This is a genomic window from Nocardia sp. CA-135398 (genome assembly GCF_050955845.1).
Lineage (GTDB): Bacteria > Actinomycetota > Actinomycetes > Mycobacteriales > Mycobacteriaceae > Nocardia.
The window spans coordinates 357,103-379,751 of sequence record NZ_CP192084.1; the positions used below are offsets into that span (position 1 = coordinate 357,103).

The 22,649-nt window shown below is 65.0% G+C and carries 21 protein-coding genes, 1 tRNA gene and 1 pseudogene; 16 read left to right on the top strand and 7 right to left on the bottom strand.

The annotated features are described in order from the left end of the window. Positions 1-6 precede the first annotated feature (6 nt). From fadD32 to ACQP1T_RS01600, 4 genes are all read left to right on the top strand, one after another. Positions 7-1,926: a long-chain-fatty-acid--AMP ligase FadD32 gene (gene fadD32, locus ACQP1T_RS01585; protein WP_433758167.1), complete on the top strand. Its 1,920-nt coding sequence runs from the start codon at positions 7-9 to the stop codon at positions 1,924-1,926. 249 nt (positions 1,927-2,175) lie between these two features. Next, positions 2,176-3,996, top strand: coding sequence for an ABC transporter ATP-binding protein (locus ACQP1T_RS01590; RefSeq protein ID WP_433758168.1), 1,821 nt, complete (start codon positions 2,176-2,178; stop codon positions 3,994-3,996). Continuing rightward, positions 3,993-5,945, top strand: coding sequence for an ABC transporter ATP-binding protein (locus tag ACQP1T_RS01595; protein WP_433758169.1), 1,953 nt, complete (start codon positions 3,993-3,995; stop codon positions 5,943-5,945). Before ACQP1T_RS01590 ends, ACQP1T_RS01595 begins: the two co-directional genes overlap by 4 nt. Positions 5,946-6,066: 121 nt before the next feature. Next, positions 6,067-6,582 carry a putative glycolipid-binding domain-containing protein gene (locus tag ACQP1T_RS01600; protein WP_433762567.1) on the top strand — a complete coding sequence of 172 codons (516 nt, stop codon included), beginning with the start codon at positions 6,067-6,069 and terminating at the stop codon, positions 6,580-6,582. A 14-nt stretch (positions 6,583-6,596) separates the two neighbouring features. Here ACQP1T_RS01600 and ACQP1T_RS01605 read toward each other — a convergent pair whose 3' ends face one another. Next, positions 6,597-7,538, bottom strand: a complete 942-nt coding sequence (locus ACQP1T_RS01605) for a prephenate dehydrogenase (RefSeq protein ID WP_433758170.1) — start codon at positions 7,536-7,538, stop codon at positions 6,597-6,599. 58 nt (positions 7,539-7,596) lie between these two features. Here ACQP1T_RS01605 and ACQP1T_RS01610 point away from each other — a divergent pair, with 58 nt between their 5' ends. The 3 genes from ACQP1T_RS01610 to ACQP1T_RS01620 all read left to right on the top strand — a co-directional run bounded on the left by ACQP1T_RS01610 (position 7,597) and on the right by ACQP1T_RS01620 (position 8,784). Next, positions 7,597-8,136 carry a tRNA adenosine deaminase-associated protein gene (locus tag ACQP1T_RS01610; RefSeq protein WP_433758171.1) on the top strand — a complete coding sequence of 180 codons (540 nt, stop codon included), beginning with the start codon at positions 7,597-7,599 and terminating at the stop codon, positions 8,134-8,136. 28 nt (positions 8,137-8,164) lie between these two features. Continuing rightward, on the top strand, positions 8,165-8,599 hold the full coding sequence (locus ACQP1T_RS01615) for a nucleoside deaminase (protein WP_062981278.1): 435 nt from the start codon (positions 8,165-8,167) through the stop codon (positions 8,597-8,599). A 94-nt stretch (positions 8,600-8,693) separates the two neighbouring features. Further along, positions 8,694-8,784: transfer RNA gene (locus ACQP1T_RS01620), tRNA-Ser, on the top strand. A gap of 394 nt (positions 8,785-9,178) precedes the next feature. On the opposite strand, the gene ACQP1T_RS01625 is transcribed toward ACQP1T_RS01620, so the two are convergent. Both ACQP1T_RS01625 and ACQP1T_RS01630 read right to left on the bottom strand, forming a co-directional pair. Next, positions 9,179-9,352, bottom strand: a complete 174-nt coding sequence (locus tag ACQP1T_RS01625) for a hypothetical protein (RefSeq protein WP_433758172.1) — start codon at positions 9,350-9,352, stop codon at positions 9,179-9,181. Between the two features lie 83 nt (positions 9,353-9,435). Beyond that, positions 9,436-9,726: a DUF6191 domain-containing protein gene (locus ACQP1T_RS01630; protein WP_433758173.1), complete on the bottom strand. Its 291-nt coding sequence runs from the start codon at positions 9,724-9,726 to the stop codon at positions 9,436-9,438. Positions 9,727-9,869: 143 nt separating this feature from the next. Here ACQP1T_RS01630 and ACQP1T_RS01635 point away from each other — a divergent pair, with 143 nt between their 5' ends. After that, the gene (locus ACQP1T_RS01635; protein ID WP_062980844.1) at positions 9,870-10,085 is read left to right on the top strand and encodes a hypothetical protein; all 216 of its coding nucleotides are present in this window, start codon (positions 9,870-9,872) and stop codon (positions 10,083-10,085) included. A 173-nt stretch (positions 10,086-10,258) separates the two neighbouring features. Then, on the top strand, positions 10,259-10,459 hold the full coding sequence (locus ACQP1T_RS01640) for a hypothetical protein (protein WP_364356943.1): 201 nt from the start codon (positions 10,259-10,261) through the stop codon (positions 10,457-10,459). 203 nt (positions 10,460-10,662) lie between these two features. Here ACQP1T_RS01640 and ACQP1T_RS01645 read toward each other — a convergent pair whose 3' ends face one another. Then, positions 10,663-10,848 (bottom strand): hypothetical protein, encoded by a 186-nt coding sequence (locus ACQP1T_RS01645; protein ID WP_433758174.1) that lies wholly within the window; start codon positions 10,846-10,848, stop codon positions 10,663-10,665. 319 nt (positions 10,849-11,167) lie between these two features. Between ACQP1T_RS01645 and ACQP1T_RS01650 the strand changes: the two genes are divergently transcribed. Beyond that, positions 11,168-11,413, top strand: coding sequence for a hypothetical protein (locus tag ACQP1T_RS01650; RefSeq protein ID WP_433762568.1), 246 nt, complete (start codon positions 11,168-11,170; stop codon positions 11,411-11,413). 272 nt (positions 11,414-11,685) lie between these two features. Here the strand turns inward: ACQP1T_RS01650 and ACQP1T_RS01655 are convergent, their stop codons facing one another. Beyond that, entirely contained in the window at positions 11,686-13,983 is a 2,298-nt protein-coding gene (locus ACQP1T_RS01655) for an MMPL family transporter (protein WP_433758175.1), read from the bottom strand. Positions 13,984-14,222: 239 nt separating this feature from the next. On the opposite strand from ACQP1T_RS01655, the gene ACQP1T_RS01660 reads away from it, so the two are divergent. The 5 genes and pseudogenes from ACQP1T_RS01660 to tgt all read left to right on the top strand — a co-directional run bounded on the left by ACQP1T_RS01660 (position 14,223) and on the right by tgt (position 20,542). Continuing rightward, entirely contained in the window at positions 14,223-14,816 is a 594-nt protein-coding gene (locus ACQP1T_RS01660) for a TetR/AcrR family transcriptional regulator (protein WP_433758177.1), read from the top strand. A gap of 38 nt (positions 14,817-14,854) precedes the next feature. Then, positions 14,855-15,349, top strand: a complete 495-nt coding sequence (locus ACQP1T_RS01665) for an RrF2 family transcriptional regulator (protein WP_433758178.1) — start codon at positions 14,855-14,857, stop codon at positions 15,347-15,349. A 104-nt stretch (positions 15,350-15,453) separates the two neighbouring features. After that, a pseudogene (locus ACQP1T_RS01670) lies at positions 15,454-17,181 on the top strand (ABC transporter ATP-binding protein); the annotation flags it as partial. Between the two features lie 77 nt (positions 17,182-17,258). Further along, a complete protein-coding gene (locus ACQP1T_RS01675) occupies positions 17,259-19,172 on the top strand; it encodes an ABC transporter ATP-binding protein (protein ID WP_433758179.1) in 1,914 nt (637 codons plus the stop codon). Positions 19,173-19,288: 116 nt separating this feature from the next. Continuing rightward, positions 19,289-20,542: a tRNA guanosine(34) transglycosylase Tgt gene (gene tgt / locus ACQP1T_RS01680; RefSeq protein ID WP_433762569.1), complete on the top strand. Its 1,254-nt coding sequence runs from the start codon at positions 19,289-19,291 to the stop codon at positions 20,540-20,542. 29 nt (positions 20,543-20,571) lie between these two features. Here tgt and ACQP1T_RS01685 read toward each other — a convergent pair whose 3' ends face one another. Beyond that, positions 20,572-21,354: a queuosine precursor transporter gene (locus ACQP1T_RS01685; RefSeq protein WP_433758180.1), complete on the bottom strand. Its 783-nt coding sequence runs from the start codon at positions 21,352-21,354 to the stop codon at positions 20,572-20,574. Positions 21,355-21,383: 29 nt separating this feature from the next. On the opposite strand from ACQP1T_RS01685, the gene ACQP1T_RS01690 reads away from it, so the two are divergent. Next, complete coding sequence (locus tag ACQP1T_RS01690; protein WP_433758181.1) at positions 21,384-21,890, top strand: DUF4190 domain-containing protein; 507 nt, start codon at positions 21,384-21,386, stop codon at positions 21,888-21,890. Between the two features lie 74 nt (positions 21,891-21,964). Here ACQP1T_RS01690 and ACQP1T_RS01695 read toward each other — a convergent pair whose 3' ends face one another. Beyond that, on the bottom strand, positions 21,965-22,645 hold the full coding sequence (locus ACQP1T_RS01695; protein WP_433758182.1) for an RDD family protein: 681 nt from the start codon (positions 22,643-22,645) through the stop codon (positions 21,965-21,967). Between the last annotated feature and the right edge of the window lie 4 nt (positions 22,646-22,649).

Below are 22,649 nucleotides of genomic sequence, written 5' to 3' on the forward strand. Positions count from 1 at the left end.
AAGGCGATGATCGACGAGACCTTCGACGACTATTTGGACGATCAGGGCAATATCAAAATCCGCGGCGATAAGACCCTGATCGACTTCGTCGACAAGCACAGCGCGGAGAACGGCGACGAGCTCGCCTACCGCTACATCGACTACTCGCGCGAGCGCGACGGCGAGTACATCGAATTGACCTGGCACCAATTCGGCGTACGGCTGCGTGCCGTCGCGGCCCGGCTGCAACAGGTGACCCGGCCGGGTGATCGGGTGGCGGTGCTGGCCCCTCAGGGGTTGGACTATGTCGTCTCGATCTTCGCGGCGGTCTACGCGGGCAATATCGCGGTGCCGCTGTTCGATCCGGAGGAGCAGGGCCATACCGATCGCCTGCACGCGGTGCTCGCTGACTGCGTACCCTCGGCGATTCTGACCGTCGGTTCGTCCGCCGCGGGTGTGCGGAACTTTTTCCGGCACCTCCCTGCGGCGCAGCGTCCGCGCATCATCGCGGTGGACGCGATTCCGGACAGCGTCGGCTCGACCTGGGTGCGACCGGAAATCAATATCGACAGCGTTGCGTATCTGCAGTACACCTCGGGTTCCACCAGGACCCCGGCCGGTGTCGAGATCACCCACCGCTCCGTCGGCACCAATCTGCTGCAGATGATCGATGCCATTGGGGTGCAGGAGAACTCGCGTGGCGTCACCTGGCTGCCGCTCTTCCACGATATGGGTCTGCTTTCGGTGATCCTGCCGACCATCGGCGGCGGATTCATCACGATCATGTCGCCGAGCGCATTCGTGCGGCGGCCGTATCGCTGGATCAAGGAACTGGCGGCGGCCTCCGACGGCGCCGGAACCTTCGCGGCCGCACCGAATTTCGCATACGAGCATGCGGCGGCAAGGGGTAAGCCGAAAGCCGGTGAGGACCTGGATCTTTCGAATGTGATCGGGCTGATCAACGGCAGCGAGCCGGTTTCGGTGTCGTCGATGCAGAAATTCAACGAGGCCTTCGCGCCGTACGGTCTGCCGAAGACCGCGCTGAAGCCCTGCTATGGCATGGCCGAGGCGACGTTGTTCGTTTCCGCGACCAGGGCCGAGGACGAGGCGAAAGTCGTCTATGTCGATCGCAATGAGCTCAATGCCGGTCGGATGGTGGAAGTGCCGAAGGGCACGCAGAATTCGATCGCACAGGTGTCCTGCGGATATGTGGCGCTCTCGCAGTGGGCGGTGATCGTCGATCCGGAGACCGGCATCGAACGCGATAATGGCGAGGTCGGCGAAATCTGGCTGCACGGCGACAATATGGGCATCGGGTACTGGGGTCGGCCGGATGAAACCGCCGCGACCTTCCACAACATCCTGGCGCAGCGACTATCGGAGGGCAGCCACGCACAGGGCACCGAGCCGGACGCGAAATGGATGCGCACCGGTGATTTCGGCGTCTACCTGGATGGCGAGTTGTATATCACCGGCCGGGTGAAGGACCTGGTGATCGTCGACGGGCGCAACCACTATCCGCAGGATCTGGAATTCTCGGCACAGGAATCCAACACCGCACTGCGGCCCGGATTCGTCGCGGCATTCTCGGTGCCCGCGAATCAATTGCCCGCATTGGTATTCGAACAGGGCAGCCGTTCCGGACTGGCCTTCGATGCCGATGACACCTCCGAGCAGCTGGTCATCGTGGCCGAGCGCGGCACCGGTGCGGCGAAGCTGGATCCGGAGCCGATCGCCGATACCGTGCGTGGCGCGATCGCGCAGCGCCACGGCGTCACGGTGCGCGATGTGCTGCTGGTTCCGGCGGGGTCGATTCCGCGCACGTCCAGCGGGAAGATCGCCCGGCGGGCCTGCCGCGCCGCGTATTTGGAGGGCACATTGCGCGGCGGTTATCAGCAGCAGGACTTCCCGGACGTGCCGGTGGATCAGCCGCATTCGACCGTCTGAGCTCGGGTTATTCGACGGTACAATGGAAGCAACGGCCATCGGCGCCCGGGAATCCGGGCGCCGATGTCGTGTGCGGTGACGCGGGGGGTTGACCTCGAGGTTACTCGAGGTTGTTGGCTGTGGACGTGGCGGAAAATCGGTTGGCCGATCTCGGGACTGATGCCACGCTGAAATGTCGGACCCCGATGCGAACATCACCGGGGATCCGTTCGCGACACAGCCAATCCAAGACGATCACGAGGGGGAGCTTTGTCCGTCACGCTCGATACGCCATCGGCCGACACGGAGGTCGATAGACCGGAGCGGCCCGCCGCCGTGGTGCCGGGCCGCCTGCAATCGCTTCGCCGGTTCTGGCCGTATCTGCGCCCACATCGGTTCGCGCTGCTCGGCGCCACCACGCTTGCGGTGCTCGCCACCTTGACCGCGATCATGCTTCCGCTGGTCATCGCACGAATTATCGACGGTCCGATCCAGCGGCGCGATTTCGGCGGCGTGCTGCTTCCGGTGCTGTTGGTGCTGGCGCTCGGTCTGCTGGAGGCGTGCGGCGTATGGGGTCGGCGGTGGCTGATCGCGAAGCCAGCGGCCCAGTTCGAGATCGATATGCGCGCCAAGATCTTTCGCAAGCTGCAGACGCTGTCGATCGGACGTCACGATGCCTGGGAGTCCGGCCAGCTGCTTTCGCGCGCGGTCGACGATATGAGCACCATGAAGCGGTTCGTCGCATTCGCCGGGCCGTTCCTGATCATCCACTTCATCGTGATCCCGATCGGTCTGGTGGTGCTGTTCGCGCTGAGCTGGCGGATCGGGTTGACCTTCGCGGTCATCGCGATTCCGCTGTCCTATGTCTGCCTGCGGTTCGAGCGGCGCTACGGCGTGGCCTCGCGGCGCTCCCAGGATCAGGCCGGTGACCTGGCCACCACGGCCGAGGAGTCGGCACAGGGCATCCGGGTGCTGAAGGCATTCGGTCGCGGTGCGTTCTTCGGCGGGCGGTTCACCGCACAGGCGCGGGAATTGCAGCAGACCGAACTGCTCAAGGTGCGGCTGGACGCCACCCTCTGGTCGGCAATGGTGTGTCTGCCGCAGTTGGCCATCGCCTTCGCGCTCGGCTACGGCGGTTACGCCGTCGCACACCACACGATGACGCTCGGCACCCTGGTCGCGAGCATCACACTGGCGACCTTCCTGCAGTGGCCGATCATCTGGACCGGCTTCCTGCTCGCCGAGTGGAACGATGCGCGCACGGCGGCGGACCGGTTCTGGGAGATCATCGACACCCCGGTCGAAATCACCGATCCCGCGGATCCGGTGGCATTGCCGAAGCGGATCGTCGGCGAACTGACAATGCATGGCGTGCGTTTCGCCTTTCCGGACGCGAAGGGCGAAGTACTGCAGGATATTTCGCTGAAGGTGCGCCCGGGTGAGACGGTGGCGCTGGTCGGTGCGACCGGTAGCGGAAAGACGGCGCTGCTCAATCTGATTCCGCGGCTCTACGACGTCACCGACGGCGCGATCACCATCGACGGCATCGATATCGCATCGATGCGGGTATCCGATCTGCGCTCGCTGGTCTCGGTGGCTTTCGAGGAGCCGGTGTTGTTCTCGGCGAGTGTGCGAGAGAACGTCGCGCTCGGCGATCCGGAAGCCACCGATGACGATGTGCGGCGCGCGCTGGATGTCGCCCAGGCCACCGATTTCGTGAACGATCTGCCGTGGGGACTGGACACCCGAATCGGTGAGCAGGGACTGAGCCTGTCCGGCGGCCAGCGTCAGCGGCTGGCGCTGGCCCGTGCGGTGCTCGCACGGGCGGGCGCGGGGGAGCGGCCGCGAATCATGGTGCTCGACGATCCGCTGTCCGCACTCGATGTGGAGACCGAGGAACGCGTACAGGAACGGCTGCGCACGGTTTTGGCCGGTGCCACCACACTGCTCGTGGCGCACCGACCTTCGACCGCGGCACTGGCCGACCGGGTAGCGCTGCTCGCCGACGGCCGGATCGTCGCCGAGGGCGCGCACGATCAACTACTCAAAACCAGCAGTCGCTACCGCGAACTGATGGGAGGTGAATCATGACCACAACCGAAACCGCCGTCCCCGCCGACGATTCGGCCGACCGCGACGAGGTCGCCGACTGGCGCGGCATCGCCAATGAGGACAAGGCGGTCACCGAGACCGGAAATCTGGTGTTGGCCAGCCGATCTCGGCGTTTGCTGCTGAGCCTGGTCCAGCCGTATCGCAAGCTCGCGGTGTTCGCCCTGCTGCTGATCGTGATCGACAATGCGGCGATGGTGTCGGCGCCGCTGTTCGTCGCGCACGGGCTCGACACCGGCATTGCCGAGGGTGTCGCGGGGAACTGGGCGCCTTTGGCGCGCACCGTCGCCGGTTACCTCTGTTCGGTCGGGGTCGGCGTCTTCACCACCTTCGTATTCCTGCGGATCTCCGGAAGGCTCAGCCAGAGTGTGCTTTTCGATCTGCGGGTCCGGCTGTTCGCGCATATGCAGCGGCTCAGCGTGGCCTTCCACGAGCAGTACACCTCCGGCAAGGCCGTCGCGCGACTGACCGGGGATATCGAAACGCTGCAGCAACTGCTGGAGAGCGCGCTGAATCAGGCGCTGAGCGCGATCCTTTCGGTGCTGACCATCGCGGTGCTGCTGGTCTACCTCGATCAGACCCTCGCCGCCATCGTGCTGCTCGGATTCGTGCCATTGGCGCTGGTCACCCGCTGGGCGCAGCGCAGACAGCGGGCGGGCTACCGGCGAACCCGCGGCGCGATCGCGAAAGTCGTGGTGCAGTTCGTGGAGTCGATGGGTGGCATGCGCGCGGTGCAGGCCTTCCGCCGCGAGGCCCGCAACGAATCGGTACTGGCCGCCGAGGACGCCGAATACCGCCAGGCGACCACCGCCGCCATGCGCGGCATGGGCGACTACGCCGGTCTCACCAAGCTGCTCGGCAATCTGACCACGGTGATCGTCATCGTGGTCGGCGCCTGGCAGGTGATCGAGGGCAATCTCGCCGTGGGTGTGCTCGCGGCATACCTGTTGTACCTCAACGAGTTCTACGGCCCGCTCGATGAACTCGCCCAGGTATTCAACGCCTACCAGTCCGCGGCGGCGGCCCTGGAGAAGATCTCCGGCGTGCTCGAGGAGGAGCCCTCGGTTCGGGAACCGGCGGAGCCGGTCGCTTTGGCGAAGGCGACCGGTGCCGTGCGGATGGACCGGGTGTGGTTCGGCTACGGATCTGTGGCGCGGCCGATCGCGGCTGTGGCGCCCGTCGGCGACGGAGCGTCGGCCGAGGTCGAAGGCGTTGTACCGCAAGCCGAGCAGCGCGGGCGAGCGCGTCCGGTGCTGCCGGAGTTCTCGTTGGAGATTCCGGCCGGGCAGGTGATCGCGCTCGTCGGTGCGACGGGTGCGGGTAAGTCCACGCTGGCCAAGTTGTTGACGCGGTTCTACGACCCGTCCGGCGGCACGGTGACCTTGGACGGCGTCGACCTGCGCAGGTTGTCCGATGCGGATCTGCGGCGCAATGTCGTGATGGTCACCCAGGAGTCGTATCTGTTCTCCGGATCGGTCGCCGACAATATCCGGCTCGGTCGGCCGGAGGCCAGTGATGCGGAGGTGTTCGCGGCGGCGCGCGCGGTCGGGCTGTACGACTTCGTGACCGCGCTGCCCGAGGGCTTCGATACCGATGTGCGCAAACGCGGTGGGCGATTGTCGGCGGGGCAGCGTCAGTTGGTCGCGTTCGCCAGGGTGTTCCTCGCGAATCCCGCGGTGATCGTGCTGGACGAGGCGACGTCGAGCCTGGACATTCCGAGCGAACGGCAGATCCAGAGGGCATTGGAGACGGTGCTGCGCGATCGCACCGCCGTGATCATCGCGCATCGGCTCTCCACGGTCGCCATCGCAGACCGCGTGCTGGTACTGGAATCGGGTCGGATCGTCGAGGATGGCTCGCCGAGCGAGCTCATCGCGGGCACGGGCCGGTTCGCCAGCCTGCACGCGGCATGGCGTGAGTCGCTGGTGTGATGCGGGCGCGTGCGTCGCTTACGGTAGATATGTGACGAACCCAGACCTCGGCCCCGACAGCCAACCGGCGACATCGCGGTGGCCGGCGATCCTCACGTGGCGCGCGCACAACGCGTCGCGGATGGAGTCCGTCCGCGTGACGCTCAACGGCAACCGCATCCGCGCCGCCGGTCGCATGATCGGCGGCGCATGTGCCGACCATCCCGCGTTCAGTGCGTCCTATGACCTGGTCACCGACGAGAACGGTGTCACAAAGCGGCTGTCGCTGCGCAGCACCACCGCCGCGGGCGAACGCCAGGCCTCGATCGCCAGGGACGAGGAGAACTACTGGCTCGTCGACGCCGGTGGCGGGCATGTCCGCTCCACCTTCGCGGGCGCTCTCGATGTCGATGTCGTGCTCAGCCCGTTCTTCAACACCCTGCCCATCCGCCGCTTCGGCATGCAGAACGCCGTCGAGAACATCCAGGTCCCGGTCGTCTATGTCCGCCTGCCCGACCTGCTGGTCCAGGAAGCCAGCCTCACCTACAGCAGCGGAGCCACCGGCATCAGCGTGCTGTCTCCGGTCTCCAGCGCCACCGTCACCGTCGACGGCGACGGGTTCCTGCTCGACTACCCGGGTCTCGCCGAACGCATTTGAACGGCGCGCCGCGATCAGTCCAGTTTGGTGATCACACCGCCGCGCTGGCCTGCCTCGCGCAGTGCCTCGAGCCAGTTGTGGTCGCCGGGGCGGATATCGGTGATCTCCCAGCGCTGCGTGGTTTCATAGCGTTCGCGGCCGTCGTGCCCAGCTTCGACCAGGTCTACCAGGGTGGCTTCGTCGCGGAGGCTGTCGCGGGCGGCGGTCAGCACGGTGAGCGTCTCCTCCAGCACGTCGAGTAGGGCGGTGGCGTTCGGTTCGCAGATGGCGCGGACCAGGTCGGGGGCGGTCGCGGCGACTCGGGTGCCGTCGCGGAACGAACCCGCGGCCAGTCCGAGCGCCAGGTCGCCGCCCGCCGCACCGGCCACCGCCAGCGCCTCGGCCAGGACATGGGGCAGGTGGGAGATCCGGGCCACCGCCCGGTCGTGTTCGTCCGCGACCACCGGTGTGACCACCGCGCCGCAGGCCAGCGCCAGCCGCACCACCCGAAGCCAGGGTTCTGGATGGGTGCCCTCGTCCACGCCGACCGCCCACGCCGCAGCACGGAACAGGCCGGGATCGGTGGCCGCCCAACCGGATTCGGAGGTACCGGCCATCGGATGCCCGCCGACATAGCGAGCCGCGAGCCCGTGCCTGCGCACCGCCTCGGCCACCGGCGCCTTGACACTCACCACATCGGTGAGCGAGCAGCGCGGCGCGAAGGTCGCGACTTCGGCGAGGATGTGGTCCACCGCGGGCATGGGCACCGCGACCACGATCAGCGCATCGGTATCGGCGGCCCGGGTCAGCACCCCGAGCAGATCCCCAGTGACATCGAATCCGTCCGCCCGCGCACCCGCCTCTGACCTGTTGTAACCCCACGCGTCATAGCCCGCGCCGACGGCGGCGCGCAGCAGCGAACCGCCGATCAAGCCTGTCCCGAGGACACACACCGGTGCTTTCTGGTCAGGAGTCATCGGAACAGATTCGCATACGACTTCAACATTTCGGCTCGAGCCGACTACCGTTGCGGCCATGGCAGCACAGCGCTCGGGCACGAACAAGGCTGCGTCGGACGATTACGACGACGTGGAAGGGTTCGCTGTGGCGGTTGTCCGCGAAGAAGGAAAATGGCGGTGCAGTCCGCTGAGTCAGGCGGCGCTCACCGATTTGTCCGCGGCGGAAACAGAACTGAAGGCATTGCGCAGTTCCGGCGCGGTGTTCGGATTGCTGGATATCGATGACGAGTTCTTCATCGTGCTCCGGCCCGCGCCGAGCGGCACCCGGTTGCTGGTCTCGGATGCGACGGCCGCGATCGATTACGACATCGCCGCCGACGTCCTCGAGGCCCTCAATGTCGAAATTCCGGACATCGACCCGGACGAACTCGACGATGTCGAGCCATGGGAGGAGGGCGACCTCGGCGTTCTCGCCGACCTCGGCCTGCCCGAACCCGTGCTCAGCGTGATCCTCGCCGAGACCGATCTCTATCCGGATGAGCAACTCGGCATGATCGCCCAGCGGCTCGGCTTCGCCAACGAACTCACGGCAGTGCTGGACAAGCTGCCCCGCTGACGTGGGCCTGCTCGCAGACGACACCGATATGGTTCGCGCCGCGATCGCCGCCGCAGCCGATGCGGGCGATCGCGACGTACCGGTCGGTGCTGTCGTCTTCGATGCCGATGGGCGCGAACTCGCGCGCGCGGCCAATGCCAGGGAGGCCCTCGGCGACCCGACCGCGCACGCCGAGATCCTCGCCCTGCGGCGCGCCGCCGCGGTCGTCGGCGACGGCTGGCGTCTGGAACACTGCACCCTCGCGGTAACGCTGGAGCCGTGCACCATGTGCGCGGGCGCCCTGGTACTCGCCCGCGTCGGTCGCCTGGTCTTCGGTGCCTGGGAACCGAAAACCGGTGCCGTCGGCTCCCTTTGGGACGTTGTTCGTGACCGCCGTCTCAACCATCGCCCAGAAGTCCGCGGCGGCATCCTGGAAGCCGAATGCGTCGCGCTGCTGGACGAATTCTTCCGCGCCCAACGCTGAGCCGCCCGCTCCTTCGAGCGCTCGCCGAAACCGCGCTCCCACCCCCTCTACAGGCGATTTAGCGATCAGCCCCCCGTCCGGTATGGTTGTCGGCGGTGGCGTGTCCGAGCGGCCTAAGGAGCACGCCTCGAAAGCGTGTGAGGGGTAACCCCCCTCCGAGGGTTCAAATCCCTCCGCCACCGCCAAAGCCCCTCACTTGAATTGCCAGGTGAGGGGCTTTTTCTTTCCGGCAGAACGAGATCTGGGCAGTGCCTGGAGCCGAATCCGCCGATCAGATCCCGGACCACCGCCTCGATACCGTGTCATGGTCCACAAGCTGGTTCCGCCGCAACTCGCCGCCGCATACCGGCGCGGCGTCTGCCGGGTGACGACGGCAAACCACATTCCGTCGCGAGTTCGGCGGTTGGGCTATCCGGCCTCGTTTCGGCTGGCGATGTCGGCGGTGGATCACCCCCGCACTACACGCGCACGCGACATGGCTGTAATCGCCACTGCCGCTACTTGATTCAGCAATACACGCACAAGTTCTCCCGCGGGCTCGGCGCGCCTTTCCGGCCGGGTCCGGTGGATCGGTTGCCGCTAATCCACGCCCGGGAAAGCCTGGCGCACACCGATGGTGATCGCTTCGGCTTCGGCCAAACGGCGGCGTTGTACCCGCTCGAGCGCCTCCACGACGCCCGCGGTCCGATTGTCGCTGTGCGAATCGATGAACCTGACCACTTCTGGACGTCGGACGGCAATTTGGATCCTCATACCACCCATACCTCGATGGTAATGCGTATGGCTCCACAGAGATGCTCACTGATCGCGCAACCGATTTCGGTCCGCGGCTATTTTCACGATGCGCTCGGATCCTGCCGTCGCAGCACAACGGTCTGGCGGTCCAAATCGACGCCGAAGCCAGGCGGTGCGCCTTGCGCTTCTTCGTCGCGCAGCATCGACACCGAGTCCCGGTGGTCCAGTTCCAAGCGCTTGGTTCCGTAGAACATGGCGGTGAACTCGTCGGTGAAGGTGCCGGAGACGGGCGTGCGGCGTTTGCGACGCTTGCGGGTCAGGGCTTCGTAGAGGGCTACGGCCATCAGGAGCAGGATCCAGCCGGGGATGGACCAGCCCAACAAATCTGCCATGTGACACCAACGAATCCACAAGGTGCGGAGTTCCTGGGTAAAGGCGCGGCGGGCGGGTATACGGCGATTAGGCAAGCGCGGGGAGGGTGCGCTGCGCTGATGTGGCGCGGTCGAGCCGCGCGGGATTGATTCGCGAGAGTTAGATGAGAGAGCCCTATTTTCGATTCGGCAGTCTGCTGGTGCTGATCTGGCTGGTGATCGGCGTCGTCGCCGCCGGGCAGCGGCATTATTTCGACAGTGGTCCGGTCAATTGCGCCGGGTTCGGCACGATTGCGGTGACGGTGATCGCCGGTCCGCTCAACTATATGGGCGTGAATCCGAAGATCGCCGATTGCAATGTGCCCCAACCCAGTCAGTAACGCCTGAGGGGCTGAGTTCCGAGGGTTCGGCCACCCTCGGGGGCTCGGGGCGTGCTCTGCCGGGCGGCGCGACATGCCGTGCGGTCGGGCGCGCCCGCCCGCGGCTGCCACGATGCGATAATTCGCCCGAACCACAACCCGTGCGCGTAATTCGCGGGAGAGCTATGGGCGAGATGAAACTTGGCAGCGTATTGATCGTGATCTGGTTGGTCATCGGCGTTGTCGCATCCGGGCAGCGACACTATTTCGACAGCGGTCCGATCAACTGCGCGGGCTTCGGCACGATCGCCCTGACCGTCCTCGCGGGTCCACTCAATTACATGGGCGTGAACCCGAAAATCGCCGACTGCAACGTCCCGCAGCCGAGCCCTTAGCTCGGTTTCGGTGCCAGAACCCGCTGTGGTTCAGGAGCTTTCGTCGAACGCTGTCGCAGGTTCCGGGCGGCCACCGGAGGGGATGATCGGGGCGATGGCCGCGTACCGCGCGCCGAGGCCATGATGACGAGGCCGATACCGGCGCACTGAACGAGCGAGATCCTCGCCGAGCAAAAGCAGCGCCGCCGCTGGTTCCATACCGTTCAGCTCGAGGCGACCGCTGAATCCGCGATGGTCTGCGGCACCAGCACCGCGACCGGTTTCACCATCAGCAACTCACCCGGCCCGGCCATAGGTCGCGCGGGCGACGCGAGGTGATAACCGGCGACCATGGAATGCCAGGGTGACCGCCAGACCCGTTCGAGGGCGGCACAGAAACAGAGATTCATCCCAGCGACCGGCCGCCGAGTCCGATGATCTCGAATAGACGCTTGGCCAAGCCGGCACCCAGCTGGATACTGACCATAGCGGCGAGGATGAGGGTGGGCGCGAGAACCGCGTGAGCCGCGTGGCCGAATTCGCACGGCCCGAAACGTAGGTGTCCTAAGTAAATGGCAACGGACTCGTCGGCTTCTCGAAAATGGTGCTTATCTCGCCGATCAATGCCCGATTTGAAGTGATCGGCACAAGCGCTCATCGACGGCGAAGAGTGATCGTCTCGTGTACGGGTATCCGAGTGGTACGCGAGTGCGAAAGGAAGCGATGACGATGCGCGAGCGTGTGACCCACCGGAGACAAGCGCCTTCTGCCGGTGCGCGAATTTTTGGACTGCTTCTGCTGCTCTGGCTGGTCATCGGCGTTCTCGCCGCTGGTCAGCGCCACTATTTCGACGGCGGCCCGATCAACTGTGCTGGTTTCGGCACCATCGCCGTGACGGCGCTGGCAGGTCCGCTCAACTACATGGGTGTGAACCCGAAGGTCGACGAATGCAACCTGCCGCAGCCTAGCCAGTAATGTCCAGGCTCCCATTGGAATTCGCCATCAATCTATCGAAATCCACTGGGAGCGCTCTGAATTCGTACTCAGCCGCCCCGCAGCGGCTGCCGTATCGCGTCGGGCACCGGCTGTCCGCCGCAATTCGTGCAACTCGGCCCTTCCGTCCAGCGATCAGCAATGCGGCACCGGCCGCGATCGCCGGATACGGCACAATCGGCCGTCACGAAAACCCCCGAACGCACTCGGCCCCGCACCCGAATCCGGGTGCGGGGCCGAGCAGCTCGTTCCGATCAGCTCACGCCGACCGGCACCTTGACCGTCTCCGCGGACCGCTGCTGCAGCTCACGCAGCTTCGCGCCCTCGACGTCGATATCCGGCAGGATCCGGTCCAGCCACTTCGGAATCCACCAGGACCACTTGCCCATCAGCACCAGCAGCGATGGGATCACGATCATCCGGACGATGAACGCATCGATCAATACGCCCGCGGCCAGCGCGAAGCCGAACGACTTCGCGGTGACATCGGTTTCCAGCAGGAAGGACCCGAATACCGAGATCATGATGACCGCCGCCGAGGTGACGACCCGGGCGCCGTGGTGATAACCGGCGACCATCGCATCCTTCGGCGACTTCCCGTTGACGAACTCCTCGCGCATCCGGGTCACCAGGAATACCTGGTAGTCCATGGCGAGGCCGAACACAAGGCCGATCAGCATGATCGGCAGGAAGCTGACCAGCGGATGCGGATCCTCGATCAGCCCGAGCTTGCCCTGCTGGAAGATCAGCACCGTCGCGCCGAAGGTGGCCGCCATGGAGAGCAGGAAGCCGAGCGCCGCGGTCAGCGGCACCAGGATCGAGCGGAATACCAGGATCAGCAGTAGGAATGCGGCACCGGCGACGATCGCCAGGTACGGCACGATCTTGCTCAGCAACACGTGGTCGACATCGGCGAAGATCGCCGTGGTGCCGGTGATGCCGTATTCGATGCCGTACTCGGACTGCATCTGCGCTTCGGCATCGCGGGCGTCACTGACCAGATCCTTGGTGGCCTGGTTGTTCGGACCCGACTTCGGTACGCCGTCGAGCAGCGCGCCAGCCTTGTCCTCACCACTCCATTTGGGCTCGGTCACATAATCCATGCCCGAATAGGACGCGAGCTTGGACCGCAACGCGCTCACCGCGGCCTCGCGCCGGTCGGCGGGCACATTGGTGAGATCGACCGCGACGTTCAGCACGCCATTGCTGCCCTCGCCGAATCCCTCGGTGCGCAGCTCGTAGGCCTTGCGGATGGTGGAGGTCTTGGGCTGGCTGTCGTCGCCGGGCAGGCCGAGGTTCAGACCGGCGGCCGGTGCGGCCAGCAGGCCGAGCACGACCACGCTGAGCAGCAGCGTCACCGCGGGCGCCTTGCCGATCAGACGGCCGACCCGCATGCCATTGGTGACCGACTTGTCGTCCTCGGGATCGTGCTGGGCCACGATCGGCAGCTTCGGCTTGAACAGGAACCGGCCGAACGCACCGAGTAGCGCTGGCATCAGCGTGATGGCGGTGAGCACCGCGAACGCCGCCGCGATCGCGCCACCCAATCCCATGAACGTCATGAACTGCACGCCGACGATGCTGAGTCCGCCGAGCGCGATGATGACGGTCAGACCGGCGAACACCACCGCCGAACCCGCCGTGCCGAGTGCGGTACCGGCCGCCTCTTCCGGCGAATCCTGCACTGCCAGTTCGTGTTTGTAGCGCGACACGATGAACAGCGCGTAGTCGATCGATAGGGCGATGCCGATCATCGACGCGAGGAAGGTGGTGAAGCTGGGCACTTCGATGATCGAGGTACCGAGGAAGATCAGCGAGGTGGCCGCGCCGAGGCCGACGATCGCGGTGATGATCGGCACGAAGGCGGCGACGATGGCGCCGAAGGCGATGATCATGACGACCAGCGCGATGCCCATGCCGATCTGCTCGGACTTACCGCTCGGTCCCTCGTTCTTCTGTGCGATCGAGCCGCTCATCTCCACCTGCAGCCCGGCATTGCGGGCATCGCTGGCGACGTTGTAGGCCGCCTCGCGCTGCTCGTCGGTGACGTCGGTGAACTTCTTGATGGTGAACGGGACGCTGAAGAAGGCGACCGAATCGGGATCGGTCTTGCTGAGCACGTTCAGCGGTGCGCCACTGCACTTGGAGGGATCGGGATCGGTGATGCAGCCCGACTTCTCGGCGGCCTCGATCGGATTCATCACCGGCTTGCTGTGGTCGACGATGTCGAGCGTGCCGAGTTTGGCGATGAAGGCCTCCAGCGCCGCCCGGTTCGCCGGATCGGTCAGCTTCTGCCCCTCGGGTGCGGCAATGACATAGGTGCCGGTGACGGCGTCGAATTTGAAGGCGTCGGAAGCGCCGGGAAAGTGCTTGTCGAGAATGTCGTTGGCACGGGCGGACGGTAGCGCCGGCATGCTGAAGTCATTGGTCATCGGCTCCTTCAGCTGCGCACCGAGGCCGCCGAGTAGCAGGAACAGGACAAGCCAGACCGGAAGCACTATCCATTTCCTGCGGAAAGCGAACTTTCCCCATCTATACAGATAAACGGACACGAAAGGGTTCTCCTAGCTGACCTTTTCGAGCGACCTGCAAGCGTCGCTACGGATGGGCTGGTACGTGCTGGTTCATGGCGCGTAGACAGCACTCGCGGGGAATGCCCTGCCGACCCCGCCTCCATTGACGCTTTCTGCCTACCGTGCGGTAGGTAGACTACCCAGGGGCTAAGCGGAGGTACAACCTCAATTCTGGTGGCAACGTTAGCTCGGCGCATAAGTGATGAGAGGATCATCCCATGACCGTTCGTGACGCAGGCGACACTGTTGTCGCAGGTGGCGGCACTAAAATGGCAATTCGCGATGCCGCGGTGAAGCTGTTCGGGGCCAAGGGATTCGAGCAGACGAGCCTGCGCGAGGTCGCGGATGCGGTAGGAATCACAAAGGCTTCGCTCTACTATCACTACGCCTCGAAGTTAGATCTATTACTGGCGATAGTCGATCCGATCATCGATCACATGCGCTCGGTGATCGAGGATATCGATGCGGTCCCGCACGACGAAGAGGGCATTCGCGCTGTACTGCGGGCCTATTTGCGCGGCATGATCCGCCACCGCGACGCGGGTGCGCTGTGTGTCCGCGACACCGTCGCGATCATCAATGTCATGGCCGACCGGTATCCGGACATGGTGGATTCGACTCGGGTACTGCGTGAATGGCTGGCTGGACCCGGCGCCGACGATGTCGCCAAGCTGCGCGCCAGTGCGGCACTGGAAGTGCTCGGGGTCGCGCTGTTGTCCACCGAACTAGTCCCCGGCGTGGCGGATTCCGTGGTGGAGCGCACACTGCTGGACGCGGCCACCTGTGTTCTTGCCGGCTGCCATACCGCGTAGATTCGTTCGAACACCGAAGAGGCCAGGGAGAAGCCGCCGTGCACATCACCGCGAGGGTCGATTACGCGGTGCGGACCCTATTGGAGATCGCCCGCGCACCGCAGACCCATCGTGCGTCGGATCGGGTCGCGGTGCAGGTCGCGCCGGTGGTGAAGGCAGAGGCGATTTCGACCGCGCAGCATATCCCGCCCAAGGTGCTGGAGACGATCCTCGCCGAATTGCGCAGAGCTGATCTGGTGACCAGTAGGCGCGGTCCGGACGGCGGCTATTGGCTGGCCCGGCCGGCCGCGCAGATCTCCATCGCCGATGTGATCCGCGCGATCGAGGGCCCGCTGGCCTCGGTGCGCGGGGAGCGTCCGGAGGATGTGCGGTATCCGGGTGCGGCCGAACCATTGCAGCGGGTGTGGATCGCGCTGCGGGTGAATATTCGTGCGGTGCTGGAGAATGTCTCCATCGATGACATCGCGCAAGATCGGCTGCCCGGATTCATCGGGTCGCTCACCGAGGATCCCGGTGCCTGGGCGCGGCGCTGATTCGCATCGGATCATCCGCGCCGAAAGCCTTGGACGCGAACATCGCTGCTGGTCAGGATTGTTCGAGACGCACAGCACGGATTGCCGGTAGCCTCCTTTTCATCATGCTGATCAGACTGCTTCGCACTCATCTGGCCCCCTATCGGGCCCAACTGGCGGGCGTCGTCGGCCTACAACTCATCTCGGTCATCGCGATGCTGTACCTGCCGACCTTGAACGCCGACCTGATCGATAACGGTGTCACCAAGGGCGATATCGGCTACATCTGGACCACCGGACTGTGGATGCTCGCGGTGACCGGTGTGCAGATCATCGCGTCGGCCTGCTCGGTCTACCTCGGCGCGCAGGCCGCGATGGGTGCGGGTCGGGATCTGCGCGGCGCGGTGCTGCACCGGGTCGGCACCTTCTCCGCGCGCGAGGTCGGCATGTTCGGCGCACCCTCGCTTATCACCCGCAATACCAACGATATTCAGCAGGTTCAGCTGTTGATCGTGATGTCGGCGACCATTCTGGTGATGGCCCCGATCATGTGTATCGGCGGCATCTTCATGGCGCTGCGCGAGGATCTGGGGCTGTCCTGGCTGCTGCTCATCGCGGTGCCCGCACTTGCCATTTCGATGGGCGTCATCGTGGCGAAGATGGTGCCCGGCTTCCGCGATATGCAGCGCCGGATCGATGAGGTCAACCGGGTGCTGCGTGAGCAGATCACCGGTATCCGCGTGGTGCGCGCGTTCGTGCGCGAACGGCAGGAGACCTGGCGCTTCGGGGTGGCCAACACCGAACTCACCGAATCCTCGCTGCGGGTCGGGCGCCTGATGGCGCTGATGTTCCCGCTGGTAATGCTGATCAGCAATGTCACCGCCGTCGCGGTGATCTGGTTCGGCGGACATCTCATCAACGAAGACAAAATGCAGATCGGCTCGCTCACCGCGATGCTGTCCTACATCATGCAGATCCTGATGGCCGTCATGATGGCCTCGTTCCTGGCCATGATGGCGCCGCGCGCGGCCGTCTCGGCCGATCGGATCGGTGAGGTGCTGGAGACCGAGACCTCGGTGCTGCCGCCGCGACTGCCGCAGCCGTTCAAGGGCGATCCGGCGAAGGTCGATCTGCAATTCGCCGAATTCGCCTTTCCCGGTGCGGAAAAGCCGGTGCTCTCGGCGATCCGGTTCCAGGTCGAGCCGGGGACGACCACGGCGATCGTCGGCTCCACCGGTGCGGGCAAGACGACACTGCTCAATCTGATTCCCCGGCTCATCGATGTGACCGATGGCGCGGTCTATCTCGGCGGTACCGATGTCCGTCATATCGACCTCGAAGTGCTGCGCGAACAGATCGGGCTGGTGCCGCAGAAGGCATATCTGTTCTCCGGCACCATCGCCAGCAATCTGCGCTACGGCAATCCGGACGCCACCGACGAGGAACTGTGGCGATGTCTGGAGATCGCCCAGGCCGCGGACTTCGTGCGGGATATGCCGCAGGGCTTGGAAACACCGGTCGCACAGGGTGGCACCACCGTTTCGGGTGGGCAGCGTCAGCGGTTGGCCATCGCGCGGGCGCTGGTGAAGAAGCCGCGGGTCTACCTGTTCGACGATTCGTTCTCCGCATTGGATGTCGCCACCGATGCCCGACTGCGCGCGGCATTGCGGCCGGCGACCCGGGATGCCTCGGTAATCATTGTGGCGCAACGGGTTACCACCATCCGCGATGCCGATCAGATCGTGGTGCTCGAGGACGGCGTCATGGCCGGGATCGGCACCCATGAGCAGTTGATGCGCGATTGCGCGGAATACCAGGAGATCGTCGCCTCGCAGCTCGGCGCCGATGAGGCCGTGGTGCTCGCCAAGCGCAACGGATCGCCGCCCGATCCGAGCGGCGACGGGCATCGGATCCGGCGGGAGGAGATCCGATGAGACCCGGAGCGGTGAATCCCGGTGCGCCGGATGCGAGGGCGAAATCGTTCGGTCCGTCGCTGCAGCGGCTCTTGCGCAGACTGGCGCCCGAGCGCGTGTACGTGGGCGTGATCGTCGCACTCGCGATCATCTCGGTGGTGCTGAATACGCTCGGCCCCTACATGCTCGGCAAGGCCACCAACGTGGTCTTCGACGGTGTGGTCGGGCGCCAATTGCCGAGTGGCATCACCAAAGAAGAGGCGATCCAGCGCCTGCGGGCCGCGGGCAACAACACCTTGGCCGACATGCTCGGCGCGATGGATGTCACCCCGGGTGTAGGTGTGGATTTCGGCGCGGTCGGCCGCGTGCTGATGCTGGTGCTGCTGCTCTACATCGGAGCAGGGGTCTTCAGCTGGCTGCAGTCCTACCTGCTCAATATCGTCATCAACCGCACGGTGAAGCGGCTGCGCAGCGATGTCGAGGACAAGATCCATCGACTTCCGTTGCGCTACTTCGATTCCACGCCGCGCGGTGACCTGCTCAGCCGCGTCACCAATGATGTCGACAATGTGTCGCAGACCCTGCAGCAGACCATGAGCCAGCTGATCCTTTCACTGTTCTCGGTGATCGGCATCCTGATCATGATGTTCTGGATTTCGCCGCTGCTCGCGTTGATCGCACTGCTCACCGTGCCCGCCGCGATCGTGGTCACCACGCAGATCGCCAAACGCTCCAAACCGCACTTCGTGAACCAGTGGAAGTACACCGGCATGGTGAACGCCCAGGTCGAGGAGGCCTTCACCGGGCATGAGGTGGTCACCGCATTCGGCCGCAATCGCGAGGTCGGTCGGGAATTCGATAAGCGCAACAACGATCTTTACGAGTCGAGTTTCAGGGCGCAGTTCATCTCCGGGCTGATCATGCCCGCGATCATGTTCCTCGGGAATGTCAACTTCGTGCTGGTGGCGCTGGTCGGCGGCCTGCGGGTGGCGACCGGCAATCTGTCGCTCGGTGAGGTGCAGGCCTTCATCCAGTACTCCCGCCAGTTCAGCCAGCCGCTGACCCAGATCGGCGCGATGGCCAACCTGCTGCAATCCGGTGTCGCATCGGCCGAGCGGATCTTCGAGATCCTCGATGCCGAGGAGCAGTCGCCGGATCCGGTCATGGAGAACACCCGTCCGGTCGATCGCGGCCGGGTCGAGTTCGAGGCGGTGTCGTTCCGCTACGAACCGGAGACGCCGGTCATCGAGCGGCTGTCGCTGGTCGCCGAGCCTGGACATGTGGTCGCCATCGTCGGCCCGACCGGTGCGGGCAAGACCACCCTGGTGAATCTGCTGCTGCGGTTCTACGAACTCGATGCGGGCACCATCACCATCGACGGCGTCGATATCACCGAGATCACCCGCGATCACCTGCGCTCCAGGATCGGCATGGTGCTGCAGGACACCTGGCTGTTCAAGGGCACCATTCGGGAGAACATCGCCTACGGCGATCCGAATGCGAGCGAGGCCGATATTCTCGAGGCCGCCCGCGCCGCCTACGTCGACCGCTTCGTACACGCGCTGCCGCACGGTTACGACACGGTCATCGATGAGGAGGGTTCGGGCGTCAGCGCCGGTGAGAAGCAGTTGATCACCATTGCCCGCGCCTTCCTGGCCAAACCGTCCATCCTGGTCCTGGACGAGGCGACGAGTTCGGTCGACACCCGCACCGAGGCGCTGGTCCAGCACGCGACCGCGGCCCTGCGCCGGGACCGCACCAGCTTCGTCATCGCGCACCGCCTGTCCACCATCCGCGACGCCGATCTGATCGTCGTCATGGAGGCGGGCCGCATCGTCGAACACGGCAACCACGAGCGCCTCCTCGAAGAACGCGGCGCCTACTACCGCCTCTACAACGCCCAGTTCGCCGCGGCCGCCGCCCAGGCCTGACCGGGCAACATACGTCGCATACCGGGTGGCCATCGCGCATAACGTGTGCCTTGTGCGCGATGTCCGTTGGCTGTGCGACAGCACTTGGTGCGGGGCGGTGCGACGTGCCTGAGAGGATGTACGGCGTGGTTGATCCTGGAGTTTTCTCGTTCACCGTCGGTGCCCGTATTCCGGGGCGACACGGTAGGACAGGCGTGATCAGCACACCGCACGGTGATATCGCGACGCCCGCATTCATTCCGGTCGGCACCAAGGCGACGGTGAAGGCGGTGCTGCCGGAGACCATGCGGGAACTCGGTGCGCAGGCGCTGCTGGCCAATGCCTACCACCTGTACCTGCAGCCCGGACCCGACATCGTCGACGAGGCGGGTGGGCTCAGCAAGTTCATGAACTGGCCCGGCCCGACCTTCACCGACAGCGGCGGATTCCAGGTGATGTCGCTGGGCGTCGGCTTCAAGAAGGTGCTGGCCATGGAGGCGGTCGATGTCCGAAGCGATGACGTGATCGCCGCGGGCAAGGAACGCCTGGCCACCGTCGACGATGACGGCGTCACCTTCCGCTCGCACCTCGACGGCTCGAGCCACCGGTTCACGCCGGAGGTTTCGATGGGCATCCAGCATCGGCTCGGCGCGGACATCATGTTCGCCTTCGACGAGCTGACCACACTGCTGAATACCCGCGCCTACCAGGAGAAGTCGCTGCAGCGCACGCACGAATGGGCGCAGCGCTGCATCGATGAGCACGAACGGCTGACCGCCGCGCGCACGCATCGCCCATATCAGGCGCTGTTCGCGGTGATCCAGGGCGCGCAATACGAGGACCTGCGCCGCAAGGCCTGTCGGGAACTGGAATCGCTGCGCGGCAGTGCCGGAACGGGTTTCGACGGCTACGGCATCGGCGGAGCGCTGGAGAAGCACAACCTCGGCGCCATTGTCGGCTGGTGCTGCGATGAACTGCCCGAGGACAAGCCACGGCATATGCTCGGCATCAGCGAACCGGAGGACATGTTCGTCGCGGTGGAGAACGGCGCGGACACCTTCGACTGTGTGAACCCGTCCCGGGTCGCGCGCAATGCCGCGATCTATGTCGCCGAGGGCAGATTCAATATCAATACCGCCCGTTTCCGCCGCGATTTCACCCCCATCGACGACACCTGCGACTGCTACACCTGCGCGAACTACACCCGGGCCTATATCCACCACCTGTTCAAGGCCAAGGAGATGCTGGCCTCGACGCTGTGCACAATTCACAACGAGCGCTTCACGATTCGACTCGTCGACCGGATTCGCGAGAGCATCGAGGGCGGCTACTTCGATGAGTACAAGACCGAAACGCTAGGCCGCTGGCAAGGACGCATCCGGACCCCGTGAGTCCGAGGTCCGGACGCGCACAATAACTTTCAGCTCAGGAGCGCGGGAGTTTCGCGCGGTGCGTAGCTTGGTTCGTGCTTCTTCAGGAAGGCGATTACCCGGTAGGTGATCGGCAGCACGATGACCTCGGCGAGCGTCTTCCAGACGAATCCGACGATCACGTAGTTCACGAACTGTCCCCAGCTGTCGATGCCGATGGCGGTGGCCGCGATCGAGCAGAAGATCAGCGTGTCACCGAATTCGCCGACGATCGTGGAACCGATCAGCCGCGCCCACAAGTGCTTTTCCTTGGTCTTCTCCTTGATCAGCACCAGCGACGCCGAATTGAGCATCTCGCCGACGAAGTAGCCGGACAGACCCGCCGCGACCAGCTGCGGCGTGGTGCCGATGACGGACCGGAAGGCTTCCTGATTGTCGTAGAAGGTGGCGGCGGGCAGCTCGATGGCGATCTTGAAGCAGACGACCGCGAGCAGCAGGATGGCGAAGCCGTAGTAGATGGCCCGACGGGCGGCCTTGAACCCGTATACCTCGCTGAGGACATCGCCGATGATGTAGGCCAGGGGGAACAGGAACCACGCACCGTCGGTGGAGATCGGTAGCACCTCGACGGGGCCCAGCTTCACCGAATGATCGGTGAAGAATTGGACGCCTTTGGTTGCGCAGATATTCGAGATGATCAGCGTCGCGGTGAACAGGGCGACGACGGGGGTGTAGTAGCCCCGCGCGGCGACGGCGAATGCCGCGTGGGCCGCTGCGGGGCCCCCAGATTCTGGGTGTTCTTCGACTGTTTTGGACTCACTCACGCGCTTCATCCAACCAGGTTGTGGAATAGGCTGTAGCAATGACGAATCCCGGCGATTCCGACGAATGGTGGAAACAGTACGGCGGCGAAGGCGTATCGCCGGAGGCTGGCTCCCAGGGGTCGGTACCGCAGTACCCCTCGGCGCCGCAGTACCCTTCCGCGCCGCAGTATCCCCAGCAGCCGCCTCCGCAGCCGCAGTCGTACCCGAGCTACCCGCAGCAGCCGGTGGCCGGCCAGCAGCAGCAGCCGTACCCGCAAACCCCCTCCTATCCGAATGCGTATCAGCCGTACGGCTATCCGCAGCAGGCGCAGGGGAACAACGGGCTCGCGATCGGTTCGCTGATCGCCTCGATAATCGGGCTGTGCAGCTGCGGTATCGGCGCGATCGTCGGAATCATCCTCGGTGTCATCGCGCTGAATCAGATCAAGGAGAGCGGCCAGGGGGGCCGCGGTATGGCCCTGGCCGGCATCTGGATCGGCGCTGGCGCCATCGTGCTCTGGATCGCCTACATCATTCTCGACGTAGCGCTGACGGCAACGAGTTAGTCGCTGTCGAAAACATCAGGGGCGCTCCCGTTTTCGGGAGCGCCCCTGTGTTGTACCCGGGTTTCGCGGACTGATCAGCTCTTGACGACCTGGGTGCCGCCAGCGAACTTGTCGTGCCAACCCTGCTTGTTCGGGTCCTGCGAGGTGGTGATGATCATGTAGATGATCAGGCCCAGCTCGGCCAGGCCACCGATGCACGGAATGACGCCGAGGGCGACATAGAGGTTGCGCTTCAGCGAGACCTCCGGGGTGATCTTCGCGGCGCCGCCGGGGGCGACGACCTTGAGGCCCACGATCTTCTTGCCGAGGGTGGTGCCCTGCGAGGTCTCCATGCCGACGAAGTACCCGAGCATCGCGATCGCGCTCACCAGACCCAGCACGATCTGCCCGCCGAGTCCGGAGCCGAGGATGAGCAAGATGACGACGTAGACCGGGATGCCGACGATCAGGTGATCGATGACGCGGGCGCCGATGCGGGCGCCGATATCACCGGGCTGTCCGCCGTATCCGTATCCCGGCTGCTCGCCATAGGGCTGCTGCGGGTAGGGCTGCTGCTGGCCGTAGGGATCCTGCGGCTGCTGACCGTATTGCGGCTGCTGTCCGTACTGCGGCTGCTGACCGTACTGGGGCTGCTGTCCGTACTGCGGCGGCTGCTGGCCGTATTGCGGCTGTCCACCCTGCGGGTACTGCTGGCCGCCTGGATATTGTTGCCCGCCTTGGGGATATTGGTTGGGGTCGTAGCCACCGCTTGTCATATGT

Bases quoted from the DNA above. Each gene is read 5' to 3' on its own strand.
- ACQP1T_RS01625 (WP_433758172.1), bottom strand. From the start codon at position 9,352: ATGAGGATCCAAATTGCCGTCCGACGTCCAGAAGTGGTCAGGTTCATC.
- ACQP1T_RS01595 (WP_433758169.1), top strand. From the start codon at position 3,993: ATGACCACAACCGAAACCGCCGTCCCCGCCGACGATTCGGCCGACCGC.
- ACQP1T_RS01605 (WP_433758170.1), bottom strand. From the start codon at position 7,538: ATGACTCCTGACCAGAAAGCACCGGTGTGTGTCCTCGGGACAGGCTTG.
- ACQP1T_RS01645 (WP_433758174.1), bottom strand. From the start codon at position 10,848: ATGAATCTCTGTTTCTGTGCCGCCCTCGAACGGGTCTGGCGGTCACCC.
- ACQP1T_RS01635 (WP_062980844.1), top strand. From the start codon at position 9,870: ATGAGAGAGCCCTATTTTCGATTCGGCAGTCTGCTGGTGCTGATCTGG.
- ACQP1T_RS01630 (WP_433758173.1), bottom strand. From the start codon at position 9,726: ATGGCAGATTTGTTGGGCTGGTCCATCCCCGGCTGGATCCTGCTCCTG.
- ACQP1T_RS01695 (WP_433758182.1), bottom strand. From the start codon at position 22,645: ATGACAAGCGGTGGCTACGACCCCAACCAATATCCCCAAGGCGGGCAA.
- ACQP1T_RS01690 (WP_433758181.1), top strand. From the start codon at position 21,384: ATGACGAATCCCGGCGATTCCGACGAATGGTGGAAACAGTACGGCGGC.
- tgt (WP_433762569.1), top strand. From the start codon at position 19,289: ATGTACGGCGTGGTTGATCCTGGAGTTTTCTCGTTCACCGTCGGTGCC.
- ACQP1T_RS01650 (WP_433762568.1), top strand. From the start codon at position 11,168: ATGCGCGAGCGTGTGACCCACCGGAGACAAGCGCCTTCTGCCGGTGCG.
- ACQP1T_RS01600 (WP_433762567.1), top strand. From the start codon at position 6,067: ATGGAGTCCGTCCGCGTGACGCTCAACGGCAACCGCATCCGCGCCGCC.
- ACQP1T_RS01685 (WP_433758180.1), bottom strand. From the start codon at position 21,354: ATGAAGCGCGTGAGTGAGTCCAAAACAGTCGAAGAACACCCAGAATCT.
- ACQP1T_RS01660 (WP_433758177.1), top strand. From the start codon at position 14,223: ATGACCGTTCGTGACGCAGGCGACACTGTTGTCGCAGGTGGCGGCACT.
- ACQP1T_RS01640 (WP_364356943.1), top strand. From the start codon at position 10,259: ATGAAACTTGGCAGCGTATTGATCGTGATCTGGTTGGTCATCGGCGTT.
- ACQP1T_RS01615 (WP_062981278.1), top strand. From the start codon at position 8,165: ATGGTTCGCGCCGCGATCGCCGCCGCAGCCGATGCGGGCGATCGCGAC.
- ACQP1T_RS01675 (WP_433758179.1), top strand. From the start codon at position 17,259: ATGAGACCCGGAGCGGTGAATCCCGGTGCGCCGGATGCGAGGGCGAAA.
- fadD32 (WP_433758167.1), top strand. From the start codon at position 7: ATGATCGACGAGACCTTCGACGACTATTTGGACGATCAGGGCAATATC.
- ACQP1T_RS01610 (WP_433758171.1), top strand. From the start codon at position 7,597: ATGGCAGCACAGCGCTCGGGCACGAACAAGGCTGCGTCGGACGATTAC.